At 70.2% G+C, this 26,616-nt stretch carries 22 protein-coding genes, 2 tRNA genes and 1 pseudogene; 14 read left to right on the forward strand and 11 right to left on the reverse strand.

What is annotated here, in order from left to right:
• The 3 genes from EJC77_RS06320 to EJC77_RS06330 form a co-directional block, all read right to left on the reverse strand.
• Positions 1-1,008 (reverse strand): type IV toxin-antitoxin system AbiEi family antitoxin domain-containing protein, encoded by a 1,008-nt coding sequence (locus tag EJC77_RS06320; RefSeq protein WP_125610767.1) that lies wholly within the window; start codon positions 1,006-1,008, stop codon positions 1-3.
• A gap of 164 nt (positions 1,009-1,172) precedes the next feature.
• Complete coding sequence (locus tag EJC77_RS06325) at positions 1,173-3,644, reverse strand: FtsX-like permease family protein (RefSeq protein WP_125610769.1); 2,472 nt, start codon at positions 3,642-3,644, stop codon at positions 1,173-1,175.
• 3 nt (positions 3,645-3,647) lie between these two features.
• Positions 3,648-4,403: an ABC transporter ATP-binding protein gene (locus EJC77_RS06330; RefSeq protein ID WP_125610771.1), complete on the reverse strand. Its 756-nt coding sequence runs from the start codon at positions 4,401-4,403 to the stop codon at positions 3,648-3,650.
• 246 nt (positions 4,404-4,649) lie between these two features.
• Here EJC77_RS06330 and EJC77_RS06335 point away from each other — a divergent pair, with 246 nt between their 5' ends.
• A complete protein-coding gene (locus EJC77_RS06335) occupies positions 4,650-5,060 on the forward strand; it encodes a VOC family protein (RefSeq protein ID WP_240629852.1) in 411 nt (136 codons plus the stop codon).
• Positions 5,061-5,186: 126 nt separating this feature from the next.
• Here EJC77_RS06335 and EJC77_RS06340 read toward each other — a convergent pair whose 3' ends face one another.
• Positions 5,187-5,888: a response regulator gene (locus EJC77_RS06340; protein WP_125610773.1), complete on the reverse strand. Its 702-nt coding sequence runs from the start codon at positions 5,886-5,888 to the stop codon at positions 5,187-5,189.
• A complete protein-coding gene (locus tag EJC77_RS06345; protein ID WP_125610775.1) occupies positions 5,889-7,082 on the reverse strand; it encodes a sensor histidine kinase in 1,194 nt (397 codons plus the stop codon). It abuts the gene before it with no gap.
• Between the two features lie 132 nt (positions 7,083-7,214).
• Between EJC77_RS06345 and EJC77_RS06350 the strand changes: the two genes are divergently transcribed.
• The 4 genes from EJC77_RS06350 to EJC77_RS06365 all read left to right on the forward strand — a co-directional run bounded on the left by EJC77_RS06350 (position 7,215) and on the right by EJC77_RS06365 (position 10,690).
• Positions 7,215-8,267 (forward strand): 3-isopropylmalate dehydrogenase, encoded by a 1,053-nt coding sequence (locus EJC77_RS06350; RefSeq protein WP_125610777.1) that lies wholly within the window; start codon positions 7,215-7,217, stop codon positions 8,265-8,267.
• A 133-nt stretch (positions 8,268-8,400) separates the two neighbouring features.
• Entirely contained in the window at positions 8,401-9,513 is a 1,113-nt protein-coding gene (locus EJC77_RS06355; RefSeq protein ID WP_125610779.1) for a branched-chain amino acid aminotransferase, read from the forward strand.
• A 160-nt stretch (positions 9,514-9,673) separates the two neighbouring features.
• On the forward strand, positions 9,674-9,853 hold the full coding sequence (locus EJC77_RS06360; protein WP_125610781.1) for a hypothetical protein: 180 nt from the start codon (positions 9,674-9,676) through the stop codon (positions 9,851-9,853).
• A gap of 63 nt (positions 9,854-9,916) precedes the next feature.
• The gene (locus EJC77_RS06365; protein ID WP_125610782.1) at positions 9,917-10,690 is read left to right on the forward strand and encodes a fumarylacetoacetate hydrolase family protein; all 774 of its coding nucleotides are present in this window, start codon (positions 9,917-9,919) and stop codon (positions 10,688-10,690) included.
• Positions 10,691-10,765: 75 nt separating this feature from the next.
• Here the strand turns inward: EJC77_RS06365 and EJC77_RS06370 are convergent, their stop codons facing one another.
• A complete protein-coding gene (locus EJC77_RS06370; RefSeq protein ID WP_125610783.1) occupies positions 10,766-12,058 on the reverse strand; it encodes a helix-turn-helix domain-containing protein in 1,293 nt (430 codons plus the stop codon).
• Positions 12,059-12,217: 159 nt separating this feature from the next.
• Between EJC77_RS06370 and EJC77_RS06375 the strand changes: the two genes are divergently transcribed.
• The 7 genes from EJC77_RS06375 (at position 12,218) to EJC77_RS06405 (ending at position 20,445) form a co-directional block, all read left to right on the forward strand.
• Positions 12,218-14,008 (forward strand): flavin-containing monooxygenase, encoded by a 1,791-nt coding sequence (locus tag EJC77_RS06375; RefSeq protein WP_125610784.1) that lies wholly within the window; start codon positions 12,218-12,220, stop codon positions 14,006-14,008.
• Positions 14,009-14,237: 229 nt separating this feature from the next.
• Positions 14,238-15,752 (forward strand): glutamate--tRNA ligase, encoded by a 1,515-nt coding sequence (gene gltX / locus EJC77_RS06380; protein WP_125610785.1) that lies wholly within the window; start codon positions 14,238-14,240, stop codon positions 15,750-15,752.
• Positions 15,752-16,483, forward strand: a complete 732-nt coding sequence (locus EJC77_RS06385) for an HAD family hydrolase (protein WP_125610787.1) — start codon at positions 15,752-15,754, stop codon at positions 16,481-16,483. Before gltX ends, EJC77_RS06385 begins: the two co-directional genes overlap by 1 nt.
• 234 nt (positions 16,484-16,717) lie before the next feature.
• A tRNA-Gln gene (locus EJC77_RS06390) sits at positions 16,718-16,789 on the forward strand.
• A 98-nt stretch (positions 16,790-16,887) separates the two neighbouring features.
• Positions 16,888-16,960: transfer RNA gene (locus EJC77_RS06395), tRNA-Glu, on the forward strand.
• A gap of 96 nt (positions 16,961-17,056) precedes the next feature.
• Positions 17,057-18,823: a dynamin family protein gene (locus EJC77_RS06400; RefSeq protein ID WP_240629854.1), complete on the forward strand. Its 1,767-nt coding sequence runs from the start codon at positions 17,057-17,059 to the stop codon at positions 18,821-18,823.
• A complete protein-coding gene (locus EJC77_RS06405) occupies positions 18,820-20,445 on the forward strand; it encodes a GTPase (protein WP_125610789.1) in 1,626 nt (541 codons plus the stop codon). Before EJC77_RS06400 ends, EJC77_RS06405 begins: the two co-directional genes overlap by 4 nt.
• 48 nt (positions 20,446-20,493) lie before the next feature.
• Here EJC77_RS06405 and EJC77_RS06410 read toward each other — a convergent pair whose 3' ends face one another.
• Positions 20,494-20,901: a hypothetical protein gene (locus EJC77_RS06410; RefSeq protein ID WP_125610792.1), complete on the reverse strand. Its 408-nt coding sequence runs from the start codon at positions 20,899-20,901 to the stop codon at positions 20,494-20,496.
• A gap of 147 nt (positions 20,902-21,048) precedes the next feature.
• Between EJC77_RS06410 and EJC77_RS06415 the strand changes: the two are divergent.
• Positions 21,049-22,463, forward strand: a pseudogene (locus EJC77_RS06415) (NF041680 family putative transposase).
• Here EJC77_RS06415 and EJC77_RS06420 read toward each other — a convergent pair.
• From EJC77_RS06420 to EJC77_RS06435, 4 genes are all read right to left on the reverse strand, one after another.
• Positions 22,460-22,999 (reverse strand): hypothetical protein, encoded by a 540-nt coding sequence (locus EJC77_RS06420; RefSeq protein WP_125610794.1) that lies wholly within the window; start codon positions 22,997-22,999, stop codon positions 22,460-22,462. The pseudogene EJC77_RS06415 and the gene EJC77_RS06420 overlap by 4 nt on opposite strands.
• 119 nt (positions 23,000-23,118) lie before the next feature.
• On the reverse strand, positions 23,119-23,658 hold the full coding sequence (locus tag EJC77_RS06425; protein WP_125610796.1) for a DUF1697 domain-containing protein: 540 nt from the start codon (positions 23,656-23,658) through the stop codon (positions 23,119-23,121).
• 99 nt (positions 23,659-23,757) lie between these two features.
• Entirely contained in the window at positions 23,758-24,024 is a 267-nt protein-coding gene (locus EJC77_RS06430; protein WP_125610798.1) for an SHOCT domain-containing protein, read from the reverse strand.
• A gap of 197 nt (positions 24,025-24,221) precedes the next feature.
• The gene (locus EJC77_RS06435; RefSeq protein WP_125610800.1) at positions 24,222-24,941 is read right to left on the reverse strand and encodes an IclR family transcriptional regulator; all 720 of its coding nucleotides are present in this window, start codon (positions 24,939-24,941) and stop codon (positions 24,222-24,224) included.
• Between the two features lie 186 nt (positions 24,942-25,127).
• Between EJC77_RS06435 and leuC the strand changes: the two genes are divergently transcribed.
• The gene (gene leuC / locus EJC77_RS06440; RefSeq protein WP_125610853.1) at positions 25,128-26,609 is read left to right on the forward strand and encodes a 3-isopropylmalate dehydratase large subunit; all 1,482 of its coding nucleotides are present in this window, start codon (positions 25,128-25,130) and stop codon (positions 26,607-26,609) included.
• Positions 26,610-26,616: the final 7 nt, after the last annotated feature.

The raw sequence follows: 26,616 nt of genomic DNA on the forward strand, positions 1-26,616 counted from the left end.
CTATTTCTGGGGGAGCCCAGCCTGGCGCAGCAGTTGCTCGAACCGGTTGCGGTTCATCATTTCCTGCCACGTCCATCGCACGAATCCGACCCCTTGGGCGCGGATCTGGTCCTCGCGGTCCTTTTCTGCCAGCACCCGCTGTTGCGTGTCCACCCCGCCCGCCCAGTCAGCTCGCAGGTATTTGTCCCGGCCGTCGAATTCCCCCACGGTTTTCTGTTCCCGAAAGTAGAAGTCCACGAAGGCAAAGCTGCCGTCACGCAACACGAATGGCCGCTGGAGCTGCGGGGCCGGGAAACCGAGCACATGCAATTGGGAACGACTCAGCGATTCCCCGGCGGATCCGGACAACGGCGAACTGAAATTGATGACAGTGAGTGCCCGGGCGCGGGCGGCCCTGGTCGGCAGCGCCTCGGCTGCGGCCACCAGATCCCCTACAGTCAGCGCCGGTCCCTGTGGAGAGACGTTGTTCCAGACGGGTTCCTCGAAAGGCGTGGCTTCCAGGCCCACGGCGTCGAACCGGTTGCCGCCGGCCGTCCGTTTGGGATTGCGCAGGCTGGAATCGCAGATGGCCACCGCATACGGGAAGGGCAAGGTGTTGATGAGCTGGACGGTGGTGGTCAACTTGTCGGTCAGCAAGAACGGACCGCATCCGACCAGTCCCTCCGTCAGGGAGCCGATATGCCGCGTCACGCCATTTCGACTGCGGCCGCCCGTGGTCACGTTCGTGATGACGTGCAGGTTCTTGGGCGTGCCCACCACCCACAGCCCCCACAAGAGAGCCGCGCTGGCGTGGCAGAAAACCGGTCGGGCGGGTGCCAACTGCGCAAACGCCGCCGCCCGCAAGCCGTATTGGGCCCGGGGAGCCAGTGCCTGCCACTCCGCGGCCTTGACGTAGACCCCTCGACGCACCCGCGCCAGGGCTCCGTTGTTGCTGAGTTTGGCGAGCTGGCGCGGGTCGTTGCCGACCCTGAGGAGATCGGCGGGCCGGATCAGGCGCGGAGTGTTCATGACGGAAGCGTTCCAGCATCCCCACGGTCGTGAAAGTGGGACCCCCAAGGCTGTGGATAACCCGCGTGGCGGATCGGCGCGGACATCTGCCACCGCTTCCGCTTTCCGCGCCCGGCAGACCGGTGGCAGAAAGCGGAAACGGTGGCAGAAGCCCACACGAAGGGCTATTCCATCGCCAGGCCGGCCACGGGGGACAGCCGCGCCGCGCGCCGGGCCGGGATCACGGAGGCCAGCAGGCCCGCGGCGGCCGCCACCAGGATGACCAGCACCACCTGGCCCCACGGGATCACGGCCGTCACGGCCGTGAACGACCCCAGCGCCGACTGTGCACCCAGCCATCCGTAGACCACGCCGAGCACCGAGCCGATGATCGCGGAGACGCCCGCGATCAGCACGGCCTCCAGGGCCAGCATGCCGCGCAGCTGTCCGCGGGTCAGGCCGAGCGCCCGCAGCAGCGAGTTCTCCCGGGTCCGCTCGAGCACGGACAGCGACAACGTGTTCGCCACGCCGATCAGCGCGATCAGCACGGCCACCGCCAGCATGCCCGTGACGACCAGCAGCAGCATGTCGACGACCTGCCCGAACTGGGCCTTCTCAATGGCCGTCCCCGCCACCTGGAAGTCCTGCACGCCGAGGTCCTTCGCAAGCGGGGCCCGCAACGCCATGAGCGCCGAGGCGTCCAGCGACGGGTCCACGGAGATCCAAACCTGCTGTCCGGCACCCGCGCCGGACGCCGCGATGGTGGACGCCGAGACCAGCGGGGGCAGGCCGGACCCGGTCCCCACATGCACGGGCAGTACGGTGTTGGCGCCGCCGTGGTTGACTGTCACGGAGGCCGCCGTCGTGCCCTTGGGCATGACCACGGTTCCGCGGGCCGGCCGGTTGGCCGGGTTCTTCAGCACGGCGGCCGCGCCGGCGTCGGAAATGGAGTAGACCGGGAGGTCGCCCGCGGCGGTCGTGGCCGAGCCCACCGGGGAGAGGACGGCCAGCGCCTTCACGCCCCGCTGCTTCGCGGCGGCGGCCAGTTGGGCGTCCGTGAATGACGCGCCATGGACGCTCACATCCACCGGGAAGTGGTTGTCCAGCGAGCTGTTCAGCGCGGTGCGGGCGGTGGCGGCGCCGGCCATCATCATGGTGACCAGCGTGACGCCGATGATCAGCGCCGACGCCGTGGCCGTGGTCCGGCGCGGGTTGCGCACGGCGTTCACGGCGGCCATCTTGCCCGGCACGCCGGCGGGCGCGGCCAGGCGCCCGGCCGCGCCGACCAGCCGCGGCACGAACAGTGTCGCGGCCAGGATGAGGCCGACGAAGGACATGGCCCCGGACGGCACGGCCACCACCAGGTTGGCGGCCAGCCCGGCGTACACCAGGCCGGCGCCGCCCAGCAGGAGCAGGGCGATGCCCAGCGCGAGCCGGGCCCGTCCGCGCTTGCTGCGCACGGACAGTTCGTCGGCCGGACGCAGCGCCGCCAACGGGGCGACGGCGGTCGCGGCCCGGGCCGGCACCAGCGCGGCGACGAGCGTCAGCAGGGTGCCGACCACCAGCCCGCCGATGACGGACGACGGCGGCACCGCCAAGGTGGCGAAGCGGAAGTCGGGATTCTGGCCCAGTGCCCCGAGCACCACGGCCATGACACCGATCGCGAACGCCACCCCCAGCACGGAGGCGAGGAACCCGGTGATGAGGGCCTCCAGCAGCACGGAATTGCGGATCTGTCGCCGGCTGGCGCCCACGCACCGCAGCAGCGCCAGTTCGCGCGTGCGCTGGGCCACCAGGACGGAGAACGTGTTGGACACGACCAGGGCCGAGACGAGCAGGGCCACGGCCGCGAAGGCGAGCAGCACGATCGTGAGCCGGTCGGACCCGCCGGTGAACGACTGGACCGTCTCGGTCGTCTTCTGCTCCGGGGTGAGCACGCTGGACACCGGCTGCTTCACGGCGGCGGCGAGCGCCGCCGTCGTGCTTGCCACATCGGCGCCGGGTTTCAGGGCAACGGTGATCGTGCCGTAGGTCGGCGCCGGGCCCTCGAAGGCGGCCACCGTGGTGTTGGTGGCGGCGAACTGGGCCAGGCCGGATTCGTGCGGGTCGGCGGACGCCGCCATGATGCCGGTGACGGTGGCCGTGATGGCCGGCGTGGCCGCACGCGGCGCGTCGGCGGCCCCCGATGCCGGGCCGTACGTGCTCAGTGCCAGGGTGCTGCCGATCACCAGGTGCTGGGCCTCGGCGGTCTTGACGTCGACGGCCACCTGGCCGATGGCGGCGGGCCAGGCGCCGGAGGTCAGCGCCACAGGTTCCAGCGTCGCCGATGCCGGCAGGTTGCGCAGCGACGCAGCGATGGACGAACCCCCGGCCGTCGCCTGCAGGCCGAGTTGCCGGAGCGGGTACGACGCCGCGACGCCCGGCGTGGCCGCCACGGCGGCGGCCGACGCCGCGGTCAACGAAGATCCTGCCGTGGGGGAGATGACCAGGTCGGCCTTGACGTAGCTTTGCCCGAGGCTGGCGTTCAGTGACGCCTTCGTCGAGGCGTTGACCATGAGTGTGGCGGACAGGAACGCGACGGCCAGCAGCACGGCGATGGCGATGGCGATGAACCGCCGCGAGTGGGTCCTCAGTTGGCTGAGCGCAACGTTGAGCATCGGTCAGGCCCCCAGCTTGGCGAGCGCGGCGAGCACGGAGTCAACCGTCGGCGCCTCCAGGGAGCCGACCAGTTCGCCGTCGGCAATCAGCACGACGCGGTCGGCGTAGGAGGCGGCCACGGGATCGTGGGTGACCATGATGATGCTCTGGCCCATCTCTCGGCTGCTGCGCCGCAGCATGCCGAGCACCTCGGCGCCGGAGCGGGAGTCCAGGTTGCCGGTCGGTTCGTCGGCGAACACGACGTCGGGCCGGGTGAGCAGGGCCCGGGCGACGGCGACGCGCTGCTGCTGCCCGCCGGAGAGCTCGTGCGGCTTGTGCCCGAGCCGGCCGGTGAGCCCGAGCGTGGTGGTGATGAACTCGTACCATTCGGGGTCGAGCGTGCCGCCGGAGAGGGCCACGGGCAGCTTGATATTGGCCTCGGCGCTCAGCGTGGGTACCAGGTTGAACGCCTGGAACACGAAGCCGATCCGGTCGCGGCGCAGTTTCGTGAGCAGTTTGTCGTTCAGCCCGGTCAGTTCGGTGTCGCCGATGTGGATGGTGCCGGCGTCGGTCGTGTCCAGGCCGGCCAGGCAGTGCATGAGCGTGGACTTGCCGGAGCCCGACGGGCCCATGATGGCCGTGAACTGCCCGGCCGGGAAGTCCAGGTCGATGCCCTGCAGGGCCGGCACGGACGCCTCGCCGCTGCCGTACGTCTTGCGCAGCCCCCGCGCCCGGACGGCGTGCGTCGTGGTGGTTGATGGGTCGGTGATGATCGTCATGCCTCCACGCTATGGGTGGCTTGGCCGGCTGTGGATCGGAGCCAAGGTGGAAAAGCGGTGACGGGCGACGCCGGTCCCTCCTACCGCGGGATGACCCGCCGTCCGCCGGTGGCCGCCGGCTTGGACGGGCACGATGTTGACACGCAGCGTTCGGTCTGCTTCGAACGGTGGCCAGGTGTGTTGCCGGCCATCTGCCGTAAGGTCGGGGTACAGGTTTCACTGATGACACGATTGGGAGGGCCAGCCATGACCGGCACCACGCCAGACGGCTACACGACCGCGGCTCCGTGGATCGTCACCGACGACACGGGCGCCCTGCTCGATTTCATCACGGCCGCGTTCGAGGGCATCGAACTCGCCCGGGTCGCCGTCGAGGACGGCAGCATCGGGCACGCCGAAATCCGGGTGGGCGACACCGTATTGCTGGCGTTCGACCGACGCGCGGACTGGCCCGTGATGCCGTCCCTGTTACGGATCTTCGTCCCCGACGCCGACGCCGCCTTCGCGAGGGCGACGGCCTCGGGCGCGCGCATCGTCACGGAACTGTCGAACAGCGCCTGGGGCGACCGCGGCGGACGCGTGCGCGACCCGTTCGGCAATATCTGGTGGGTCATGTCCCACGTCGAGGATGTCCCGCAGGCCCAAATTTGGGCGTGAATGAACGAACCCGCCTACGCCGCGTCGATGCGGGACGCGCAGCAGAGCCTGGACGCCGAGCTCAGCGGCCGGGAGACGGGCATTGCCAGCACCCCGATGGCGCCGGGCTGAAGGGTGGGGGCGTTGCTACGGCGAGACGACGCCCGTCTCGTAGGCGATCACGACGACCTGGACGCGGTCCCGGGCGCCCAGCTTCGCCAGGATGTGGCCCACATGCGTCTTGACCGTGGCCTCGGACACGAACAGCGTGGACGCGATCTCCGGGTTCGAGAGCCCCTGGGCGATCAGCGTGAACACCTCGTGCTCCCGTGCGGTGAGCGTCGCCACGGCCGCCGCATTCGCGTCGTTGGAGGCGCTCGGCGCGGACAGCAGCGGCGCCACATGGTCCAGCAGCCGCCGGGTCGTGGACGGGGCGATCACGGCGTCGCCCTGGTACACGGTCCGGATGGCGCCGAGCAGTTCCTCGGGCGGCGCGTCCTTGAGCAGGAACCCGCTGGCGCCGGCCTGGATGGCGGCCAGCGCGTACTCGTCCAGGTCGAACGTCGTCAAGACCATGATCTTCAGGCTCGACAACCATGACCCGGCCGGCGCGGACCGGATCCGCTCCATGAGCCGGCGCGTCGTCTCGATGCCGTCCATGGCGGGCATGCGCACGTCCATGAGTACCACGTCGGTGGCGGTGGCCTGCAGGGCGGCGAGCGCCTCGACGCCGTTGCCGGCCTGGACCACCACCTCCAGGTCGGGCTGGGAATTGATGAGCATGCCGAACCCGGAACGGACCAGCTGCTGGTCGTCGACCAGGGCGACGCGGATGGGATGGGTGGTCATTTACGTCTCCGTGTAGGGGATGAAGGCCAAGACGACGAACCCGCCGCCTGCCCGCGGCTTGGCGTCCAGCGTTCCATCATAGAGTTTCACGCGCTCGGCCATGCCGCGCAGCCCGTTGCCGCCGCCGCTGGGCAGGGTGCCGCGGGTGATGGTCGACGCCGCCGCGCCCCTGCCGTCGTCGGTGACGGTGATTTGCAGGCCGCGGCCCGTCCAGTCGAGGACCACGGACGCGACGACCTTCGGTCCGCCGTGTTTGATGACGTTGGTCAGCGATTCCTGGACGACGCGGTAGGCGGTCAGTTCGGCGCCGGCGGGCAGTGTGCGGCGTGGTTCGCCGGTGACCGCGTAGGACACCGTGAGGCCGGCGGCGCGCGTGCCCAGCAGCAATTCGTCGAGGTCGCCGAGGCCGGGCAGCGGGCGGGTCGAGGCCGCTTCGTCGCCACGCAGCACGCCCAGCAGCCGGCGCATTTCGCGCAGGGATGTCCGGCCGGTGTCGGCGATCGTGGCCAGCGCGGCGGGGGCGACGGCCGGGTCCGCGGCGGCGGCGTAACGGGCCCCGTCGGCCTGGGTGATGATGACCGACAGTGAATGGGCGACGATGTCGTGCATCTCCCGGGCGATGTGCGCCCGTTCATCGCCCGCCGCCAGCTCGCGCTCCTGCTGCTGTTCGATCTCGAGCCGGTGTGCCCGGTCCTCGAGCGCCTGTTCGCGCAGGCGCTTGGTCCGGGTGAGGTCGCCGGCGGTCCAGCTGAACAACACCAGCACCCACACCAGCACCAGCAGCACGAACGAGATGGGCAGCGAGGCCACCGGTTCGCCCGTCACGGTGGTGAAGTAGCGGGTGACCAGCATGACGCCGCCCCCCAGAGCCAGGACCAGGCCGCCGAGGCTCGCCCAGCGGGGGGCGTACGCCGCCAGCGCGTAGACGGTCAACGGGACGGCGACGTTCGCCGGCGACGGCGGAACGGACAGCGACCATTGCACGATGCACGCCGCGGCAATGACGACCCCGGACGGGACCGTCCGGGTGCGCCGCCACGCGAGGGGGGCCAGCAGCACCGTGTCGAAGGCAACGCCGCGCAGGCCGGCACCGCCGGCCGTGCCGAGCCCCACGAAGAGCAACCACAGCACGGCCATGGCCGTGAAGTCGACGGCAAAGCGGTGCCGCCGGAACCAGTCGTAGATGGAATGCATGACCACACGGTCAACAGTAGGCGGGCGGGGCCGGTGCCGGCATCCTGCCCCGGGTGGAGGCTCCGCCCGCCCGACCGTCCACATGATGGTACCGAATGCCCATCATGTGGATGGTCTGGATACGCTGGCGGCATGAGCGCATCGATTGATATTGCCGTCATCCCGGGCGACGGCATCGGCCCGGAAGTCATTGCGGAGGCCGTCAAGGTCCTGTCCAAGGTCGCCGCGGCGGACGGCGTTGCGTTGTCCCTCACGGAGTACAAGCTTGGTGCCGAGCACTGGCTGGCCACCGGCGAGACGCTCCCGGAGAGCACCATCGACGCCCTGCGCGGCCACGACGCCATCCTGTTCGGCGCGGTCGGCGCGGCGCCCGGCGACACGCGCATCCCGTCGGGGCTTATCGAGCGCGAGATGCTGCTGAAGCTGCGCTTCAGCCTGGACCACTTTGTGAACCTGCGTCCGTCCCGCCTGTACGACGGCGTGGCCTCGCCGTTGGCTGACCCCGGCACGATCGACTTCGTCGTGGTGCGTGAAGGCACCGAGGGTCCCTATGTGGGCAACGGCGGCGTGTTGCGCAAGGGCACGCCGCACGAGGTCGCCACCGAGGTGTCCGTGAACACCGCGTACGGGGTGGAGCGCGTGGTCCGGGACGGGTTCCGCCGGGCCGCCGCGCGCCCGCGCAAGAAGCTGACCTACGTGCACAAGCACAATGTGCTGGTCCATGCCGGGCACCTGTGGAAGCGCACCGTGGAGGCCGTCGCGGCCGAGTTCCCGGACGTCGCCGTCGACTACCTGCACGTGGACGCGGCCATGATCTTCCTCGTCACCGACCCGTCCCGGTTCGACGTGATCGTCACCGACAACCTGTTCGGCGACATCATCACCGACCTGGCCGCGGCCGTCAGCGGTGGCATCGGCCTGGCCGCCTCCGGCAACATCAACATGGACCGCACGGCGCCGTCCATGTTCGAGCCGGTGCACGGCTCCGCCCCGGACATCGCCGGGCGGCAGTTGGCCGACCCGACGGCCGCCATCCTGTCCGCGGCGTTGCTGCTGGACCATGTGGGCCACCCGGCCGCGGCGGCCCGGATCGAGACGGCCGTGGCCGCCGACGTCGCCGCCCGCGGCGAGGCCGGCCCGCGGTCCACGAGCGGCATCGGCGACGCCATCGCCGCGCGGCTCTGACGGCGCGGGGGTAGGCTTGGTCACTAGAGTGAGTGCACCGTAACCGAAAGTTGGCGGGTGCTTACGCTGCACAGACCCAACCGCCCGGCCCCCTGGCACCACCCGTGACGGGCACATTTCATGTGGAGGAAGCATGACCCTTTCAACGAGCGAGCTCACGTTCTCGCAGCAGCGAAACACCGCCCCGAAGAGCGAGGCCGAGCGGGCGGCCATCCTGGCCGACCCGGGCTTTGGCGACTACTTCACGGACCACACCGCGGTCATCGACTACAAGGTCGACGCGGAGGGCCAGGGTGGCTGGTCGAATGCGCGCATCGAACCCTACGGCCCCATTGCCATGGACCCGGCCGCCGCGGTGCTGCACTACGGGCAGGAGATCTTCGAGGGCCTGAAGGCCTACCGGCACGCCGATGGCTCCGTTTGGACGTTCCGGCCCGAGGCCAACGCGGCCAGGCTGAACGCCTCGGCCCGCCGGCTGGCCCTGCCGGAGCTGGCGCCGGAGTTGTTCATCGAGTCGCTGCGCCAGCTCGTCGCCATCGACCGGGACTGGGTGCCGTCCGGCGACGGCGAGGCCCTGTACCTGCGCCCGTTCATGATCGCCACGGAGGCGTTCCTGGGCGTGCGCCCGGCCCGGGAGGTGTCCTTCCGGGTCATCGCGTCCCCGGCCGGGAACTACTTCGGCGGCGAGCTGAAGCCCGTGTCGATCTGGCTGTCCACCGGCTACGCCCGGGCCGGCGAGGGCGGCACCGGCGAGGCCAAGTGCGGCGGCAACTACGCGGCGTCGCTGGCGGCACAGCTGGAGGCCGAGGCGCACGGCTGCAAGCAGGTGCTGTTCCTGGACCCGTTCAACGACAACGCCATCGAGGAACTCGGCGGCATGAACATCTTCTTCGTGTTCAAGGACGGCCGGCTCGTCACGCCGGCGCTGAACGGGCACATCCTGCACGGCGTCACGCGGGCCTCGGTGTTGCAGCTGGCGGCCGACCGCGGAATGAAGGTGGAGGAACGCAAGATCACCATCGACGAATGGCGTGACGGGGTGGCCTCCGGCGACATCACGGAAGCGTTCGCCTGCGGCACGGCCGCCGTGCTCACCCCGATCGGCGAACTGAAGACGGCCGACGGCGTCATCGCCTCCCCGGGCTCCGGTGCCGGCGAGGTCACCATGTCGATCCGCGAACAGCTGCTGGGCATCCAGACCGGCGCCATCGAGGACCTGCACGGTTGGCTGACGCGCCTGGCCTAGCTCCCCACCAAACTGGTGGTCACTTGTTGCACGAAATCCTCGGATTCCATGCAACAAGTGACCACCAGTTTGCGTCAGTGGGGCATGTCGGCGATTTTGCCGGGCCGGCATCCGGCAAACATTCGTGGACCCGCGCCATGAACCGTGTTGAAGCTATTGCGTGCACTTCAGGGTGCTGGTCCTGGCTCGGGTCTGCCTCGAATCGCTGATCGCCACGATTCGCACGGCGGACAACACCCGTGAGCTGGTCCGGCTGCAGGGTGGCGCGGCGGGACCGTACCTGTCCGACGGCGCGGCGAGCGTGCCGCCGTCGAACCCGTACCAGCCGTCGCAACCCTAGCCACCGGGCGCGGTTTCGTTTTGCGCCGACCGCCGCGCCAACTCAGCCGATAGACTCGGCCCCATGCGTATCGCCCGATTTGTTGTAGACGATGACCCGAAGTACGGCGTGGTGGAGGGGGATCCCGGCAGTGAAGTCGTCACTGTCATCAAGGGCGACCCGTTCTTCAATGGCATCGAGCCGACCACCATCCGGTATCCGCTGGAGGACGTGCGCCTTGTCGCGCCGATCATCCCGCGCAGCAAGGTGGTCGGCGTGGGCCGCAACTTCGTCGAGCACGCCCACGAGCTCGGCAACGAGGTGCCGACCCACCCGTTGCTGTTCCTGAAGCCCAATACGTCCGTGATCGGCCCGGGGGAGCGCATCGTGCTTCCCGAGTTCTCCGAGGAGGTCTCCTACGAGGCCGAACTGTGCGTGGTCATCGGCCGGATCTGCAAGGACGTGCCGGAGGAGCGGGTCGACGAGGTGATCTTCGGGTACACGTGCGGCAACGACCTGACGGCCCGGGACGCGCAGAAAACCGACCTGCAGTGGGCGCGCGCCAAGGGCTTCGACACGTCCGCGCCCTTGGGCCCGTGGATTGAAACCGAGCTGGACCCGGAGGACCTTGACATCAAGGCCTGGCTGAACGGCGAGCTGCGCCAGGACGGCAACACCTCGCAGATGATCCGCGGCGTGCGCGAACTCGTCTCGATCGTCTCCCGCGCGTTCACGCTGCTGCCGGGCGACGTGATCATGACGGGCACGCCCGCCGGCGTCGGGCTGGTCACGGCCGGTGACCGGTGCGACATCGAGATCGAGGGCATCGGCCGGCTGTCCAACCCGGTGACGCGGTAGCACGGACGTGCATTTCCCGGATGGGGGCCGGGAACCGGTGGAGACTGCCCACCGTCGGCAGGCGGCCACGGCAACCTACCGCAGCGCGTTGTCCAGCCGCCGGGCCCGGGCCGCGAACGACGCCACGCGCGGATCACCCGGGCCCGCCAGCCGTTCCAGCGCGGCCACCGCGGAAGTGTCCCCGGCACCCATGTCCGTGCCCAGCCATCGGGTGAGGACGGCCAGGGACCCGTCGGCCAGCGTGGCGGTCCGCACGGCCGCGGAAAGCTCCTCGCGCAGCAGTTCCACCGCCACGGCGGACGACCGGCTCAGCAGCGGCGCCCGGTACAACCCCAGCGCCCCGGCCACGTCACCGTCGCGCAGCGCCGCGATCACGCGGTTCACGTCCACCCGCGCCGCCACCGCCGAGGCCAGCCGGTACGGATTGGAGTCGATCACATCCCCGAGCACGCCCCGGATCCTGTGCATCTCGATGCGCACCGTGGCCGCCGTCCCGTCCTCGCCGTACAGCTCGTAGGCCAACTCGTCGGCGCTCCATCCCTGCTGCCGCGAGCACAGCAGCGCGAGGATCTCGGCCCGGCGCGCGGTCAGCGGCACCCGGGTCCCGTCCGCGCGCACGACGGCCGGCCGCTCACCCAGCAGCTCGATGGAAGCGATGCCGACGGGCGGGTGATGGTCGACGCCGGCACTCGCCGGCGCGGTCGTCGCGCCGATGATCTGCTCGGCCACCCGCACGGCGCACCGGACCAGGCGCAGGGAATCCGGCGTGAGCGTGTCGAACGGGCCGGACACGTCCAGCACACCCAGCAAGGCGCCCGTGACCGGGTGGTGGATGGGGGCGGCCGTGCATGCCCAGTCGTGGTGGGTGCGCACCAGGTGCTCGGCCGAGAACAGCTGCTCGGGAGCCCCCGTCCGCAGTGCCTCGCTGATCGCGTTCGTGCCGATCCCCGACTCGGACCAGTCGGCACCCTCGACGAATTCCAGCGAGTCGGCCAGGCGCAGCGCCGGGCGGCTGCCGAACCGCCACAGCACCTCGCCGGAGGCGTCCGTGACGATCAGCAGCTGGCGGCCGGATTCGTCGCCGAGCAGTTCCGCCAACGCCGGGACGGCCGCGGTCAGCGGGTGGTCGTGCCGCAGCCGGTGCACGTCCGCGGGTTCGTGCACGTGCCGGGGACTGTGCTGGTCGGGGCTGATGCCCAGGGTCATGGCACGCCGCCAGGAATCCTGGAGGCCCGGTGCGATCTCCAGGCGGGACGTGCCGGAGATGACGTCCTCGTGCGCGCTCCGCAACAACCGCGCGTAGCGCAACGGGTCCGAGTACCGCAAGGCGGCGCCAACCGGCCTGGCCGTGGTCCGCGGTGTGGGCATTCGGTTCTCCTGCCGGGCAATGTAACGCGCTTGCAACCCCCGAGGGACTGTACTTGTGAGATCAATCACGTGCATACCAGCGTACGCGCCGAGCAGGGCGGGGGCGAGCGGTGGGAGCGGGAACCAAGGACGCAGAACCAAGGACACAAGGGAGTGGACATGACACGGACGCCAAACGAGATCGTCGCCAACTGGCTTGCCGGTTTGGATGCGGCGCTGCAAGACAAGGACGTCGGGGCGGCGCGGGACCTGTTCGCCGAGGACTGCTACTGGCGGGACTTCGTGACGTTCACGTGGAACCTGAAGACGTTCGAGGGCAAGGCCCAGATCGGCCAGATGCTCACGGACCGGCTCGACCATGTGGCGCCGTCCGGGTGGGCGCTCGCCGAGGACGCCACCGGGGACGAACACAACACGGAGGCGTGGATCGGCTTCGAGACCGGCGCCGCCCGCGGCTATGGTCATCTTCGCCTGAGGAACGGCCAGTGCTGGACCCTGCTGACCACCATGCAGGAGCTCAAGGGCCACGAGGAGAGGAGGGGCCCCAACCGGGAGCAGGGCGTGGCCCACCAGATCACCCGCGGCCGCAAGTCCTGGCTGGAGGCCAAGCAGGACAATGAAACGAGATTGGGCTACGACGAGCAGCCGTACTGCCTGGTCATCGGCGGCGGCCAGGGCGGCATCGGGCTGGCGTCCCGGCTGCGCCGGCAGGGCGTGCCGACCATCGTGGTGGAGAAGAACGCCCGGGCCGGGGATTCGTGGCGCAACCGGTACAAGTCGCTGCACCTGCACGACCCCGTCTGGTACGACCACCTGCCGTACCTGAAATTCCCGGACGACTGGCCCGTCTTCGCGGCGAAGGACAAGATCGGCGACTGGCTGGAGCACTACACGGCCATCATGGAGCTGAACTACTGGTCGAGCACGGAAGCGACCAAGGCAAGTTTCGACGAGGCCGCCGGTGAATGGGTGGTTGAGGTGACGCGCGACGGCGTGCCGGTCACCTTGCGCCCGAAGCAGCTCGTCTTCGCCCTGGGCGTCTCCGGCTACCCGAACGTCCCCGAGTTCGACGGCGCGGACAGTTTCCTGGGGGATCAGTACCACTCGTCGAAGCATCCGGGCGGCGGCGACTGGACGGGCAAGAGGGCCGTGGTCATCGGTTCGAACAACTCGGCGCACGACATTTGCGCCGACCTGTGGGAGCACGGCGCGGACGTCACCATGGTCCAGCGCTCCTCCACGCACATCTCGCGCAGCGAGTCGCTGATGGATCTGGGCCTGGGCGAGCTGTACTCGGAGAAGGCGTTGGCCAACGGGGTGACCACCGAGAAGGCCGACCTGCTGTTCGCGTCGCTGCCGTACCGGATCCTGCCGGACGCGCAGAAGCCCGTCTATGCGGAGATGGCCCGCCGGGACGCGAAGTTCTACCAGGACCTGGCCGCCGCCGGGTTCGACCTTGACTTCGGCGAGGACGGCTCCGGCCTGTTCGTGAAGTACCTGCGGCGCGGCTCCGGCTACTACATCGACGTGGGCGCCTCGCAGCTGATCATCGACGGCAGGGTCCGGCTCGCCACCGGCCAGGTCGCGAAGATCACCGGCAACGCCGTGGTCATGGCGGACGGCACGGAACTGGAGGCGGACCTGATCGTGTACGCAACCGGGTACGGGTCGATGAACGGCTGGCTGGCCGACCTCATCTCGCCCGAGGTCGCGGACCAGGTCGGCAAGTGCTGGGGCTACGGGTCGGACACCACGCGCGACCCCGGACCGTGGGAGGGGGAGCTGCGCAACATGTGGAAGCCCACGAACGTCGCGAACCTGTGGATCCACGGCGGCAACCTGCACCAGAGCCGGCACTATTCGAACTACCTGGCCCTGCAGCTCAAGGCCCGCATGGAGGGGCTGGACACCCCCGTCTACCAGCTGCAGCAGTCCCACCACGCCCGGTGATCGAGCCACACCCGGTGATCGAGCCACACCCGGTGATCGAGCCACACCCGGTGATCGAGCCTGTCGAGATCAGGTGACGGACGACGCCGGTGCGTTGCCTACCCAAGGCGGCGCACCGGCGTCGCCCGTCACCAGCAGGAGCCGCGGGGGGCGGGTGGGCCCACGGCGGCGAGGGGCCCGCTGCGAGCGCGCGAGCGGGGGGAGCCGCCGGGGATAAACTGGGACCACCATGACTACTGCAGCCATCATCCCCGCAGCTCCCATCCCCTCCGTCACCGACGAAACCCCCGTCCGGGTCCGGTTTTGCCCGTCACCCACCGGAACCCCGCACGTGGGGCTGATCCGCACGGCCCTGTTCAACTGGGCGTACGCCCGGCACACCCAGGGCACGCTCGTGTTCCGCATCGAGGACACCGACGCCAAGCGCGACAGCGAGGAGAGCTACCTGCAGCTGCTGGACGCGCTCAAGTGGCTGGGCATCACCTGGGATGAGGGCGTTGAGGTCGGCGGGCCGCATGCGCCGTACCGGCAGTCGCAGCGCGGGGACATCTACCAGGACGTGATCGCCAAGCTCGTGGCCGGCGGGCACGTGTACGAGTCGTATTCCACGCCCGAGGAGGTCGAGGCCCGGCACAAGGCGGCCGGCCGGGACGTGAAGCTGGGGTACGACAACTTCGACCGTGACCTGAGCGCGGCTCGGATTGCCGCGTTCAAGGCGGAGGGCCGCCGGCCCGCCCTGCGCCTGCGCATGCCCGACACGGACATCACCTTCACCGACCTGGTCCGGGGCGAGATCACCTTCAAGGCCGGTTCCGTGCCGGATTACGCGATCGTGCGCCCCAACGGCGCGCCGCTGTACACGCTCGTGAACCCGGTGGACGACGCGCTCATGGGCATCACCCACGTGCTGCGCGGCGAGGACCTGCTGTCCTCCACGCCCCGCCAGATCGCGCTGTACCAGGCGCTGTACGAGGTGGGCGTGGCCGACTACATGCCGCTGTTCGGGCACCTGCCGTACGTGATGGGCGCCGGCAACAAGAAACTGTCCAAGCGCGACCCCGAGTCGAGCCTGTTCCTGCACCGTGAGCACGGCTTCATTCCCGAGGGCCTGCTGAACTACCTGTCGCTGCTGGGGTGGTCGCTGTCCGCCGACGAGGACATCTTCACCGTGGAGACGCTGGTGGCGAACTTCGACATCCACGACGTGCTCGGCAACCCGGCCCGCTTCGACGTGAAGAAGGCCGAGGCCATCAACGGCACGCACGTGCGCATGCTGGCGGCCGCCGACTTCCGTGACCGGCTGGTCCCGTACCTGCAGGCCGGCGGCGTGCTCGGTTCGTCCCTGAGCGCCCGGGACGAGGAGATCCTCACCGAGGCCGCACCGCTGATCCAGGAGCGTATCACGCTGCTCGGCGAGGCGCCGGAGATGCTCGGGTTCCTGTTCAAGGACGACGACGCCGTCGACGTCGCCGACGATGCGCGCAAGGGCCTGCCGGAGAACGTGTCGGAGGTGCTGGACGCCGCCCTGGGCGCCCTCGAGCCGGTGACCGACTGGGCGGCGGAGGCCATCCAGGCGGCGTTGAAGGCCGCGCTGGTGGAGGGCCTGGGCATCAAGCCGCGCCTGGCGTTCGGGCCGGTGCGCACGGCCATTTCGGGCCGTCGCATCTCGCCGCCCCTGTTCGAATCCATGGTGATCCTGGGCAAGGAGTCCTCGCTGGCCCGTATCAAGGCGTTCCGCCGGTGATGCCGGCCGTGGCCGGGCGGGACGCCCCCGGCCCGGTGGTCGCCGGCGTCCTGTTCGACATCGACGACACGCTCATCGACCTGCGCCAGGCCATGCGGGACACCATCGCCGCGGTCAGCGCGGACCTGCTGGACCTGTCCCCGGCCGGGTGGGACGCGTTCACCGGGCTGTACCTCGACGACGCCGAACGCTACTACGACAGGTACGTGGCCGGGGAATTCGGCTTCGCCGAGCAGCGTGGCCTGCGGGCCCGGGCGGCGCTGGCCGCATTCGGCGTCACGAACTTTTCCCCGGCGCGCGAGGCGTCCTGGGTGGCCGCCTACGAGGAGGCGCAGCCCGGGTTCATCCGCCCGTTCGCCGATGTCCTCCCGGTGCTGGACCGCCTTGATTCCGCGGGCATCCCGTACGGCGCCGTGAGCAACAACGTGCACGACTACCAGCGCGCCAAGCTGGACCGGGCCGGGCTGTCCCGGGTCACGGCCCTGGTCGGCATCGACACCGTGGGCGTGGCGAAGCCGGCACCCGCCGTGTTCCATGAGGGGTGCCGGCTGCTGGGCACCCTGCCGGAAGAAACGCTGTACGTGGGGGACAACCTGACGCTGGACGCCGTCGGCGCCACGGACGCCGGGCTGTGGGGCGTGTGGCTGGACCGGAGCGGATCCGCCGCGGCCGAGTCCTGGGCCGGCCCGCGCCTGGCGGGGCTGGATGAGCTGGCGGGGTTGCTCGGTTAGACATCCCGCTGGTCGAGCCTGTCGAGACCCCGTCGAGACCCCCGCGATTTCGACAAGCTCAAGCACCGCGAGACCGCGCTGGTCGAGCCCCGTCGAGACCCTGTGACCGACGACTCCCGCCCTGGCCGGGCTCCCGTTTTGTCCTTGGGTGAACTTTCGGGTAGAGTTTTATCCCGGCGCGAGGGCCGCCGAGCGAACGGGAAACCGGGGACTTCGGAGCCCCGAAAGTGCCATTGGGATATGGTGTAATTGGCAACACTACGGTTTCTGGTACCGTCATTCTAGGTTCGAGTCCTGGTATCCCAGCGCTTCAAAAGAGCAACGCAAGCCGATTGGCGTGCACGGCAGGAATCGGATAGTATTTCTGAGGCTTGCCGGGCAAAAGAACGGCAGGAAAGTATTAGGGCCCCATCGTATAGCGGCCTAGTACGTCGCCCTCTCACGGCGGTAACGCGGGTTCGAATCCCGCTGGGGTCACTGGCAAGACCGGAAACCTTCGGGTTTCCGGTCTTTCTTTTTTGCCCGGATGGCGAATGGCGCTTGTCATTGCAAACAAACTGGCATGATGAACCTGTGAGCGGAACATCGCGCCTATCTGGACGCCAGGCCAAGGCCGTGGCGTTGCTCGAGGACGCCCGCAGCCAATTGGGCAAACTCGACTTTCCGCTGCAATTGCCGGGGGCCGTGGAGACCCGCGCCCAGGCCATCGCCGCGCTGGGCCAGCTGGACGACTACATCATTCCCCGCTACCGCAGCCTGGACGCCCCGCTGCTCGCCGTCGTCGGAGGTTCCACCGGGGCCGGCAAGTCAACGCTCGTCAACGCACTCGTCGGCCGCCCCGTGACCCGCTCGGGCGCCATCCGGCCCACCACCCGCCAGCCCATCCTGCTGCACCACCCGGACGACGCCGCCTGGTTCACCTCCACCCGCGTCCTGCCGACCCTGGCCCGGGTCCGGGGTGAACCGGTGGCCGCCAACACGCCCGCGTCCAGGGCCGGCGCCGCGCCGGACCCGAACGCCATGGGGTCCCTGGTGCTGGTCGCCGATCCGGCCGTCCCCGCCGGCATCGCCCTGCTGGACGCCCCCGATGTGGACTCCGTCGCGGCGGCGAACCGGGCCCTGGCCGCGCAACTGCTTGCCGCCGCCGACCTGTGGCTGTTCGTCACGACGGCGAACCGGTACGCGGACGCCGTGCCGTGGAGGCTGCTCGTGGACGCCGCCGGCCGGGACATCCTCGTCGGCGTCGTCCTGGACCGGGTGCCGGCGGGCGCCGAGGCGGAGGTGGGCGACGACCTGCGCGGCATGCTCGAACGGGAGGGGCTGGCCGGGGCCGAACTGTTCGTCGTCCCCGAATCGGACCTGGACGCCCTCGGCATGCTCCCGTCCGCCACGGTCGAACCGGTCAGGGACTGGCTCGCCGCGATCTCCGCCCACGCGACCGACCGGGCCGCGATCGCACGGCGCACCCTGGACGGCACCATAAGGTCGCTGGCCGGCACCGTGCGCGAACTGTCCCGGGCCTCGCTGGAACAGCACGAGGCGAGCCTGCAACTGGCCGACGACGTGCAGGCCGCGTATGCCGACGCGGCCGACCACATCGCCCGCGCGACCAGCGACGGCACGCTGCTGCGCGGCGAGGTGCTGTCCCGGTGGCAGGACTTCGTCGGCACGGGCGAGTTCTTCCGGGCGCTCGAGAGCGGCATCGGCCGCGTCCGGGACAGGATCGGGGCGTTCTTCAAGGGCCAGCCGGCCCCGGCCGTCAAGGTCGAGACGGCCATCGAGACCGGATTGCAGGCCGTGATCGTCGCCCAGGCGGCCCGCGCCGCCGAGGACGCCGACCAGCGGTGGCGTGCCGACCCGGCCGGCCGGCAGCTGCTGGGCGCCGACGACCTCTCCGGACTGCCCGCGACGTTCCCGGCCGAGGCCGCCGCCGAAATCCGGGGCTGGCAGCAGGACGTGCTGGCCCTGATCCGCAGCGAGGGCGCGGCCAAGCGGTCAAGGGCCCGCTTGCTGTCCTTCGGCGTCAACGGACTGGGCGTCATCTTGATGATCGTCGTTTTCTCCTTCACCGGGGGACTGACGGGAATCGAGGTCGGCATCGCCGGCGGCACCGCCGTCGTCGGCCAAAAACTGCTCGAGGCGATCTTCGGCGAGGACGCCGTCCGCCGCCTGGCGCAACAGGCGCGCCACTCCCTGCAGGAGAGGTGCCAGAGCCTGCTGGCGGCGCAGCAGCAACGTTTCCTGGGCCGGATCGGCTCCCTGAACCGCGGCGCCGCACCGTTCGTGGAACGGCTCGACAGGCTGGCCGACTCGCTCGCGACCCTCGGGAGCCGCCCATGAGCCGGCACCGCGAGGCCCGCGCGGAATCGGCGCTGGCTGGCCGGTTGGCGGCGCTGAACGAGGCACGTGAACTGGGGGAGGGGCGGTTGGACGACGCCGCGCTGCAACGCACCTACGATGTGCTGGACCGGGCGGCGTCGCGGCGTTCGCTGAGTGCCGAGCACACCGTGGTGGGCTTCTTCGGGGCGACCGGCAGCGGCAAGTCGTCGCTGTTCAACGCCGTGGCCCGGGCCGACATCGCCCGCGTGGCGGTGCGCCGCCCCACCACGAGCGAGCCGCTCGCGCTCACGTGGGGGCGGGCCGGCAGCGCGCCGCTGCTCGATTGGCTGGGGGTCGCGGACCGGCGCGAGGGCGCGCCGGTGCCGGGGCTGACGGACGACGGCGGCGGCCTGGTTTTGCTCGACCTGCCCGACTTTGATTCCACCCACCACGAGCACCGTGCCACGGTCGAGCGGCTCGCCGGGCAGGTGGACGTCCTGGTGTGGGTGGTCGACCCGCAGAAGTATGCCGATGCGCTCATCCATGACGACTTCATCCGGCGGTTCTCCGCCCACGGCGCCGTGACCTGCGTGGTGCTCAACCAGGTGGACCGGCTGGGACCCGACGAGGTCGGGCCCGTGCACGAGTCGCTGCGCGGGTTGTTGGACCGGGACGGGCTGCACGGCGCGACGGTGCTGCCGGTCTCCGCCGTCACCGGGGAGGGGATCGACGCGCTCCGCTCGCGGTTCGCCGTCGTCGTCCGGGAACGCGCCGCGCAGTCGCGCCGGCTGGCCGCCGACGTCCAGGTCGCCGCCCGCGAATTGGCCGCGGCGTCCGGCGTTTCGGGGCCCGGTCCGGTTCACGGTGTGCACCAGCAGGACCGGCGCATCCTGGCCGCCGGGTTGGCCGGGGCCGCGCACGTGGACACCGTGGTGGCGGCCGTGCGGGCGTCGTACCGGTTGGAGGCGACACGGCGGACGGGCTGGCCGGTGACCCGGTGGATGGCCCGGTTCCGCCAGGACCCGCTGCGGCGGTTGAGCCTGCGCCGCGACGATGCGCCGCAGGTCAACCGGACGTCACTGCCGGGGCCCGGGACAACGGAAGAGGCGCAACTGGACTCGGCCGTGCGCACGTTCGCCGACGCGGGCGCCGACGGCGTCCCGGGCCCGTGGCGGGCGTCCATCCGGGCGGCGGCGCGCGCGCACCGCGATGCCCTGCCCGAGGCACTGGACCAGTCCGTGGCGACGACGGACCTGCGGGCGAACGCGATCTCCTGGTGGTGGCCGGTGTTCTCCGTGCTGCAGTGGCTGGCCGTGGCCGTGGCCGTGGCCGGGCTTGGCTGGCTGGGCGTCGTCGCCGGGCTCGGCTACTTCCAGCTTGCCGTGCCCCGGGCACCGAGGGTCGAGGGGTGGCCGGTGCCGACGCTCATGGTCGCCGCCGGGGTGGTCGTGGGCGTCTTCCTGGCCGTGGCGGGCAAGCTCATTGCGGCCGTCGGGTCGGCTGGTCGCGCCCGGCTGGCACGGAAGCGGCTGAACCACGGCATCGCGTCGATCGGCCAGACGCTCGTGGTGGACCCGGTCGAGGCCGAGGTGGCCCGTTATGCTGCGTTCCGGGACGCCCTCGCCGCCGCCCAGTCCAAGTAGGGCGCACTTGCGCACCAAAACCCCGTCATTTCGGGGCTTAACCGCGCCCTACTTTCCCTGTCCCGGCCAGCCGCGGCTGATCAGTGCCTGGCGGATCTTGGCCACGGCGGCGCGTGCCCCGTTGGCCATGTGCCGCTTGGAGAGGCGCACCTCAACCCAGCCTGCGGCGGCGTAGTCCTCCTGGCGGGCGATGTCCCGGTCGACCTGGTCCGGCGCGGCGTGGGTGCCGCCCTCGTATTCAACGGCGATGCGGTACTTCCGGAACGACTGGTCGGGGGCACGGACCGTCCCCGAGCCCAGAATGATCGCGGTGTTCAGCTCCGGTTCGGGCAGTCCGTGCCGGATCACGGCAAGCCGGAGCCGGGTTTCCGGGGCGGAGTCCGAGCCGACGCGGGCCAATTCCAGGGCTGCGCGTGCCTTCCTGATGCCGGGGGTTCCCTTGTGGCGGTCCAGCAAGCGCTCAACTTGTTATTTAACCCTTGAGGGTGGGGCCGCGGAGGATGGGGGTGGCCGTTCGGCGTGCCGCTTGCCTTGAGGGCCGTCGTTTCCGATGCTTTGTGGTATCAGACACCGAAGCACCACCAAGAAACGACGGCCGTGGTCATGATTATCCCTGACAGTGCTCCGGCAGCGGCGGCGGATCGAGAGCGAGTCGATGCGTTCCGTGAGGGCTACCATGCCTGCCTGACGCGGCGGGCGGACACGTTGTTCGAACTGACCGACGCGCTGCTGTGCGCCCAGGGGAAGGTCACCGACCTGGCCCACCTGTCCCTGGAGCCCGAGCATCACCGCAGCTATGGGGCACTCTATGACGCGATGAACTGTGGCCGGATCGACCTCGACGCGCTCAAGGCCTGCATTGCTGAGGTGCCCGTGGCCAAACTGCCCAATCCTGCCGGCCGGGAGAGGATCGTGCTGGCGGTGGACGTGTCGAACTGGCTGCGCCCGGATGCCGCCTGCAGTCCGGACCGCGCCTTCTGCCACACGTACGCCCGCAACGGGCAGGCACAGATGATCCCGGGCTGGCCGCCTTCGTGGCGGCACTGGAGCCGGGGGCCACCTCCTGGACGGCGCTGCTTGACGTGGTGCGGTTGCGTCCCGGGAACGACGCCACGGGTGTCACGGCCGCCCAATTGCGCTCGGTGCTCGGCCGGCTGATCCGTACCGGTCAGCAGCGGGCCCGGGACCCGGAGGTCCTGGTGGTCATGGATGCCGGCTACGAGGTGGCCCGCCTGGCCTGGCTGCTGGCCGACCTGCCGGTGGTCCTGGTCGGGCGGCTCCGGTCGGACAGGGTTTTTTACGCCCCGGCCGGGACACGCCGCGGACCAAGCAAGGGCCGCCAACCACGGCACGGGGCCAAGCTGGTGCTGGCCGACCGGTCCACCCACCCGGTCCCGGTGTGTTCCACGGAGCATGTCCTGGACCGTTACGGCACGGTCCATGCGGTCGCGTTCGCCCGGATGCACCCCAAGCTCGATTCCCGCGGGCGCTTCAAAGACCACCCAGGGCCCCTGCCCCTGATCGAGGGAACCGTGATCGGGGTGGACGTCGAGCGCCTGCCGGGAAACCAGAACCCCAAACCGTTATGGCTCTGGGTCTCGAAACCGGTGCCCGATCATGCCGTGGAGGCAGATCACTGGTGGTCGATGTATTTGCGCCGTTTCGACATCGAACACACCTTCCGTTTCCTGAAACAAGACCTGGGATGGACCCGGCCCCGGCTGCGTGATCCCGAAGCGGCCGACCGGTGGACCTGGATCGTCCTCAGTGCGCACACGCTTCTGCGATTGGCCAGGCCCCTGGCCACCGAATGCCGGCTGCCGTGGCAGGCGCCGACTCCGCAGCCCCGGCTGTCTCCGGCACGGGTCCGGGCGACCTATCGGCGGACCTGCCAGAACACGGTCCACCCGGCAAAACCGCCGGTAGCCTCCACGCCCGGGCCCGGACGCCCCAAAGGCCACCCCAACCGGGTCAAACCCGGGATTCAGCCCGTCGGATTGGCCCACTACAAGGGTTAAATAGCAAGCTCAAGGTCCGCGCGCGTGGCGTAGGGGGCGGTGCGGGCTTCGAAGACGGGGCGGGGGATGCGCAGCAGGTGGTCGGCGCCGACCACCAATTCCTCGATGGACATTTTCCTGGCGCAGTCAAGCCAGGTCCTGGCCCGAGTCGTGATCCACAGCCCGTCCAGGAATACGACCTCGTCGTTGCGGAACTGGGTCTTGTGGGCGATGACTCCGCGGCGGCGCATCATGGTGTGGGGCGCCTGGCGGGCGATGTGGATGCCGGGGCCACCACGGTCGGGATGGAAGCCGGGCATGCCCCAGATCTCGAGGGCGGTTGCGTGCGACGCGGCCGCGTGACCGGTGACAATGCAGTACGGGCGGGTGAGCAGCGCCAGCGACGAGTCGGCGCCCTCGACGGTGCGGATGCCGCGGCTCAAGCGCACCAGCTTCCGGTGCCGGAGCCAGCCGCGTCCGATGCCGAGGTCGTGGGCCTCGCCGGTGGTGAAGGGACCGGTCAACAGTTCTGGTGGGAGTTTGTCTGGGTGCAACATCCCCACATCATGACGCGTTCGCGGGAGGGACGCAGAAGTTATCCACAGGCCCCCGGTTCCACGGCATCCAGGGCGCGGTTAAGCACCCAATGGCCCCGAAATGCGTGCTTAAGCGCGCCCTAGTTGGGCCGGAGGAGGGCGTCGCGGACCTTCATGAGGGTGCGCAGGTTGCGGGTGGTGGTCGCCGCCTTGTATTTGGTCTTGGCGGTGAGCTTGCTGAACGGGCTGTCGATCGTGCCACCAACGGCCGCCAGCCACGCCAGCGCCGCCGGGTCGAGCCGCAGCACGCCGGCATCGTCGAATTCCCGGCCAAGACCCTCGAGCTCGTCGAGCACGGCCGGATCGGAGGACAACGTGACGTAGCTGTGCCGCTCGGCGGAATCCGGCGGGTACGGGCAGGCGTCGATGATCGCGGAAAGCCGCGCCTGATCCAGCAGCACCACCCACGCGTCATAGCCGAAATTCAAACGCAGGCAGTCCTCCACCAGCGCCTTCAGCTCCGCGGGGCCCATGTCGGCGCCGCACACGACGTTCCCGGACGCCAGCAACGTCGCCACGTTGCGCAGGGGCAACGCCGCCAGCGCGGTGCGCAGCCCGGCCATCTTGATGTTGATGCCACCCACGTTGACCCCGCGCAGGAAGACGGCGTAATTCGTCATGCGCCGATCGTACCGGGTGGCCGGTTGAAGCACGACGGCGGCACCCGCCGCACGCATGGAGCGAACGGTGGGTGCCGCCGTCGGACCCGGCTGCCGGATCTACTCGAGCTCGCGGGCCTTCAGGAGGGCGAATTCCTCGTCCGTGATGGCGCCCGACTGGTGCAGCGCCGCCAGCCGTTCGATCTTGGAGATCAGGTCCTCGGCCGGCGCCGCGGGGGCGGCGGCCGGGGCGGCGTCGGGCACCGGGAGGGGCGGGGCGGCGGCCTGCTTGCGGGCGGCGCTGTTGCCCACGGCGTTGATCGTCTTGGCGGCCACGGCCGTGTGGGCCGCCGTCCGGGCGAGGTTGCGGCTGCGGCGAAGGACCATCGTGGACTCCTTGACTCGGGCGGGGCTCTATCTGCCACCATTGTGCCCCGAAGTGGGCCCGCATGCAGCCGATGATGCGCAAAATTCGCGGATCCACTGATCGATAGATCGGGGTGCGCACGCCGCGCACCCCGATCTATCGATCAGTGGATGCTTCGGGAATCCGGACACGGCGGAGCCGGCCCTTGCGGAGCCGGTCAGTCGCCGCTCTTGCGCAGTGCCTCCGTCAGGATGCGGGACGCGTTGCAGACGATCTCGGCGTGCAGCCGTCCGGGCTGGCGCGTGAGGCGCTCGATCGGCCCGGAGATCGACACGGCGGCGATCACGCGACCGGACGGCCCCCTCACCGGAGCCGACACGGAGGCGACCCCCGGCTCGCGTTCGCCCAGGCTCTGGCCCCAGCCGCGGCGCCGGACCCCGGCCAGCACCGTCGGGGTGAACCGGGCATTCTGCAGCCCCTCGAGCAGGCGCTCGTGATCCTCCCAGGCCAGCAGCACCTGGGCGGCCGAGCCGGCCTTCATGGTCAGCTGCGTGCCGACCGGGATGGTGTCGCGCAGGCCGATCGGGCGTTCGGCGGAGGCGACACACACACGCCAGTCGCCTTGCCGGCGGAAGATCTGGGCGCTCTCGCCGGTCGAGTCGCGCAGCTGGAGCAGGACGGGGCCGGCGGCGGCGATCAGCCGGTCCTCGCCGGCGGCCGAGGCCAGCTCGACCAGGCGCGAACCGAGCACGAACCGGCCCTGCATGTCGCGGCTGACGAGCCGGTGGTGCACCAGGGCCAGGGCCAGCCGGTGCACGGTGGGCCGGGCCAGGCCCGTCGCGGCGACGAGCTGCGCCAGGGTGGTGGGGCCCGCCTCGAGTGCGTCGAGGACCAGGGCCGCTTTGTCGATGACGCCAACGCCACTAGAATTGTCCATGTAATGATATTGCCGTCTCATTATTTGAGATGCAAATCGACGGGCTGGCCCCGTGGCGGACGGGCTGGTTCAGTGGACACATACAGAACACGGTGCCGGGCGACCACGCCACCAACACGGCACACCAGATGAAGGGAGCTGGCCGTGACCGAGGCAACCACACCCGGAACGCACGACTCAGCACAGGTGCAGAACGCCCCGCGGAAAGCCAAGACGCTGGCCGAGAAGGTGTGGCGCGACCACGTCGTCCGCCAGGGCGAGGGTGCGGGCGACGCCGCCCAGCCGGACCTGCTCTACATCGACCTGCACCTCATCCACGAGGTCACCTCGCCGCAGGCCTTCGAGGGCCTGCGGCTGGCCGGCCGGCCGTTGCGCCGCCCCGACCTGACCATCGCCACCGAGGACCACAACACACCCACGCTGGCCATCGACCGGCCCATCGCGGACCCGACCAGCCGCACGCAGATCGAGACGCTGCGGGCGAACTGCAAGGAGTTCGGTGTCCGCCTGCACTCGCTGGGCGACAAGGAGCAGGGCATCGTGCACGTCGTCGGCCCGCAGCTGGGCCTGACCCAGCCGGGCATGACCGTGGTCTGCGGCGACTCGCACACGTCCACGCACGGTGCCGTCGGCGCGCTGGCGTTCGGCATCGGCACCTCCGAGGTGGAGCACGTCATGGCCACCCAGACGCTGCCGCTGAAGCCGTTCAAGACCATGGCCATCACGGTCGAGGGCACGCTGCGTCCGGGCGTGAGCTCCAAGGACATCATCCTGGCCGTCATCGCCAAGATCGGCACCGGCGGCGGGCAGGGCTACGTGCTCGAATACCGGGGCTCCGCCATCCGGGCCCTGTCCATGGACGCCCGCATGACCATCTGCAACATGTCGATCGAGGCGGGCGCCCGGGCCGGCATGATCGCCCCGGACGAGACCACGTTCGACTTCCTCAGGGGCCGCCCGCACGCACCGGTCGGCGCGGACTGGGACGCCGCGCTCGAGTACTGGAGGACGCTGCCCACCGACGCGGATGCCGACTTCGACGCGGAGGTTTTCCTGGACGCCGACACGCTGGAACCGTTCGTCACCTGGGGCACCAACCCGGGCCAGGGCGTGTCCCTGAACAGCAACGTCCCGAACCCGGAGGACTTCGGCGACGAGAACGCCAAGGCCGCCGCCGAGCGCGCCCTGGCCTACATGGACCTGGCCGCCGGCACGCCCATGAAGGACATCCGCGTCGACACGGTGTTCCTGGGCTCCTGCACGAACTCGCGCATCGAGGACCTGCGCGCCGCCGCCGACGTCATCCGCGGCCGGGAGAAGGACCCGAACATCCGCATGCTGGTGGTCCCCGGCTCGGCCCGCGTGCGGCTGGAGGCGGAGGCCGAGGGGCTGGACCAGGTGTTCAAGGACTTCGGCGCCGAATGGCGGTTCGCCGGCTGCTCGATGTGCCTGGGCATGAACCCGGACCAGCTGGAGCCGGGGGAGCGCTGCGCCTCCACGTCGAACCGCAACTTCGAGGGCCGCCAGGGCAAGGGCGGGCGCACCCACCTGGTCTCGCCCGTCGTCGCCGCCGCCACCGCGGTCCGCGGCACGCTCAGCTCGCCGTCGGACCTGGCCCCGGTGGTCGAGCCCGTCGAGACCGAGACCCAGCCCGTGAACGTAGCGTAGGAGAAAC

It is taken from the genome of Specibacter cremeus, from assembly GCF_003946885.1.
GTDB lineage: Bacteria > Actinomycetota > Actinomycetes > Actinomycetales > Micrococcaceae > Specibacter > Specibacter cremeus.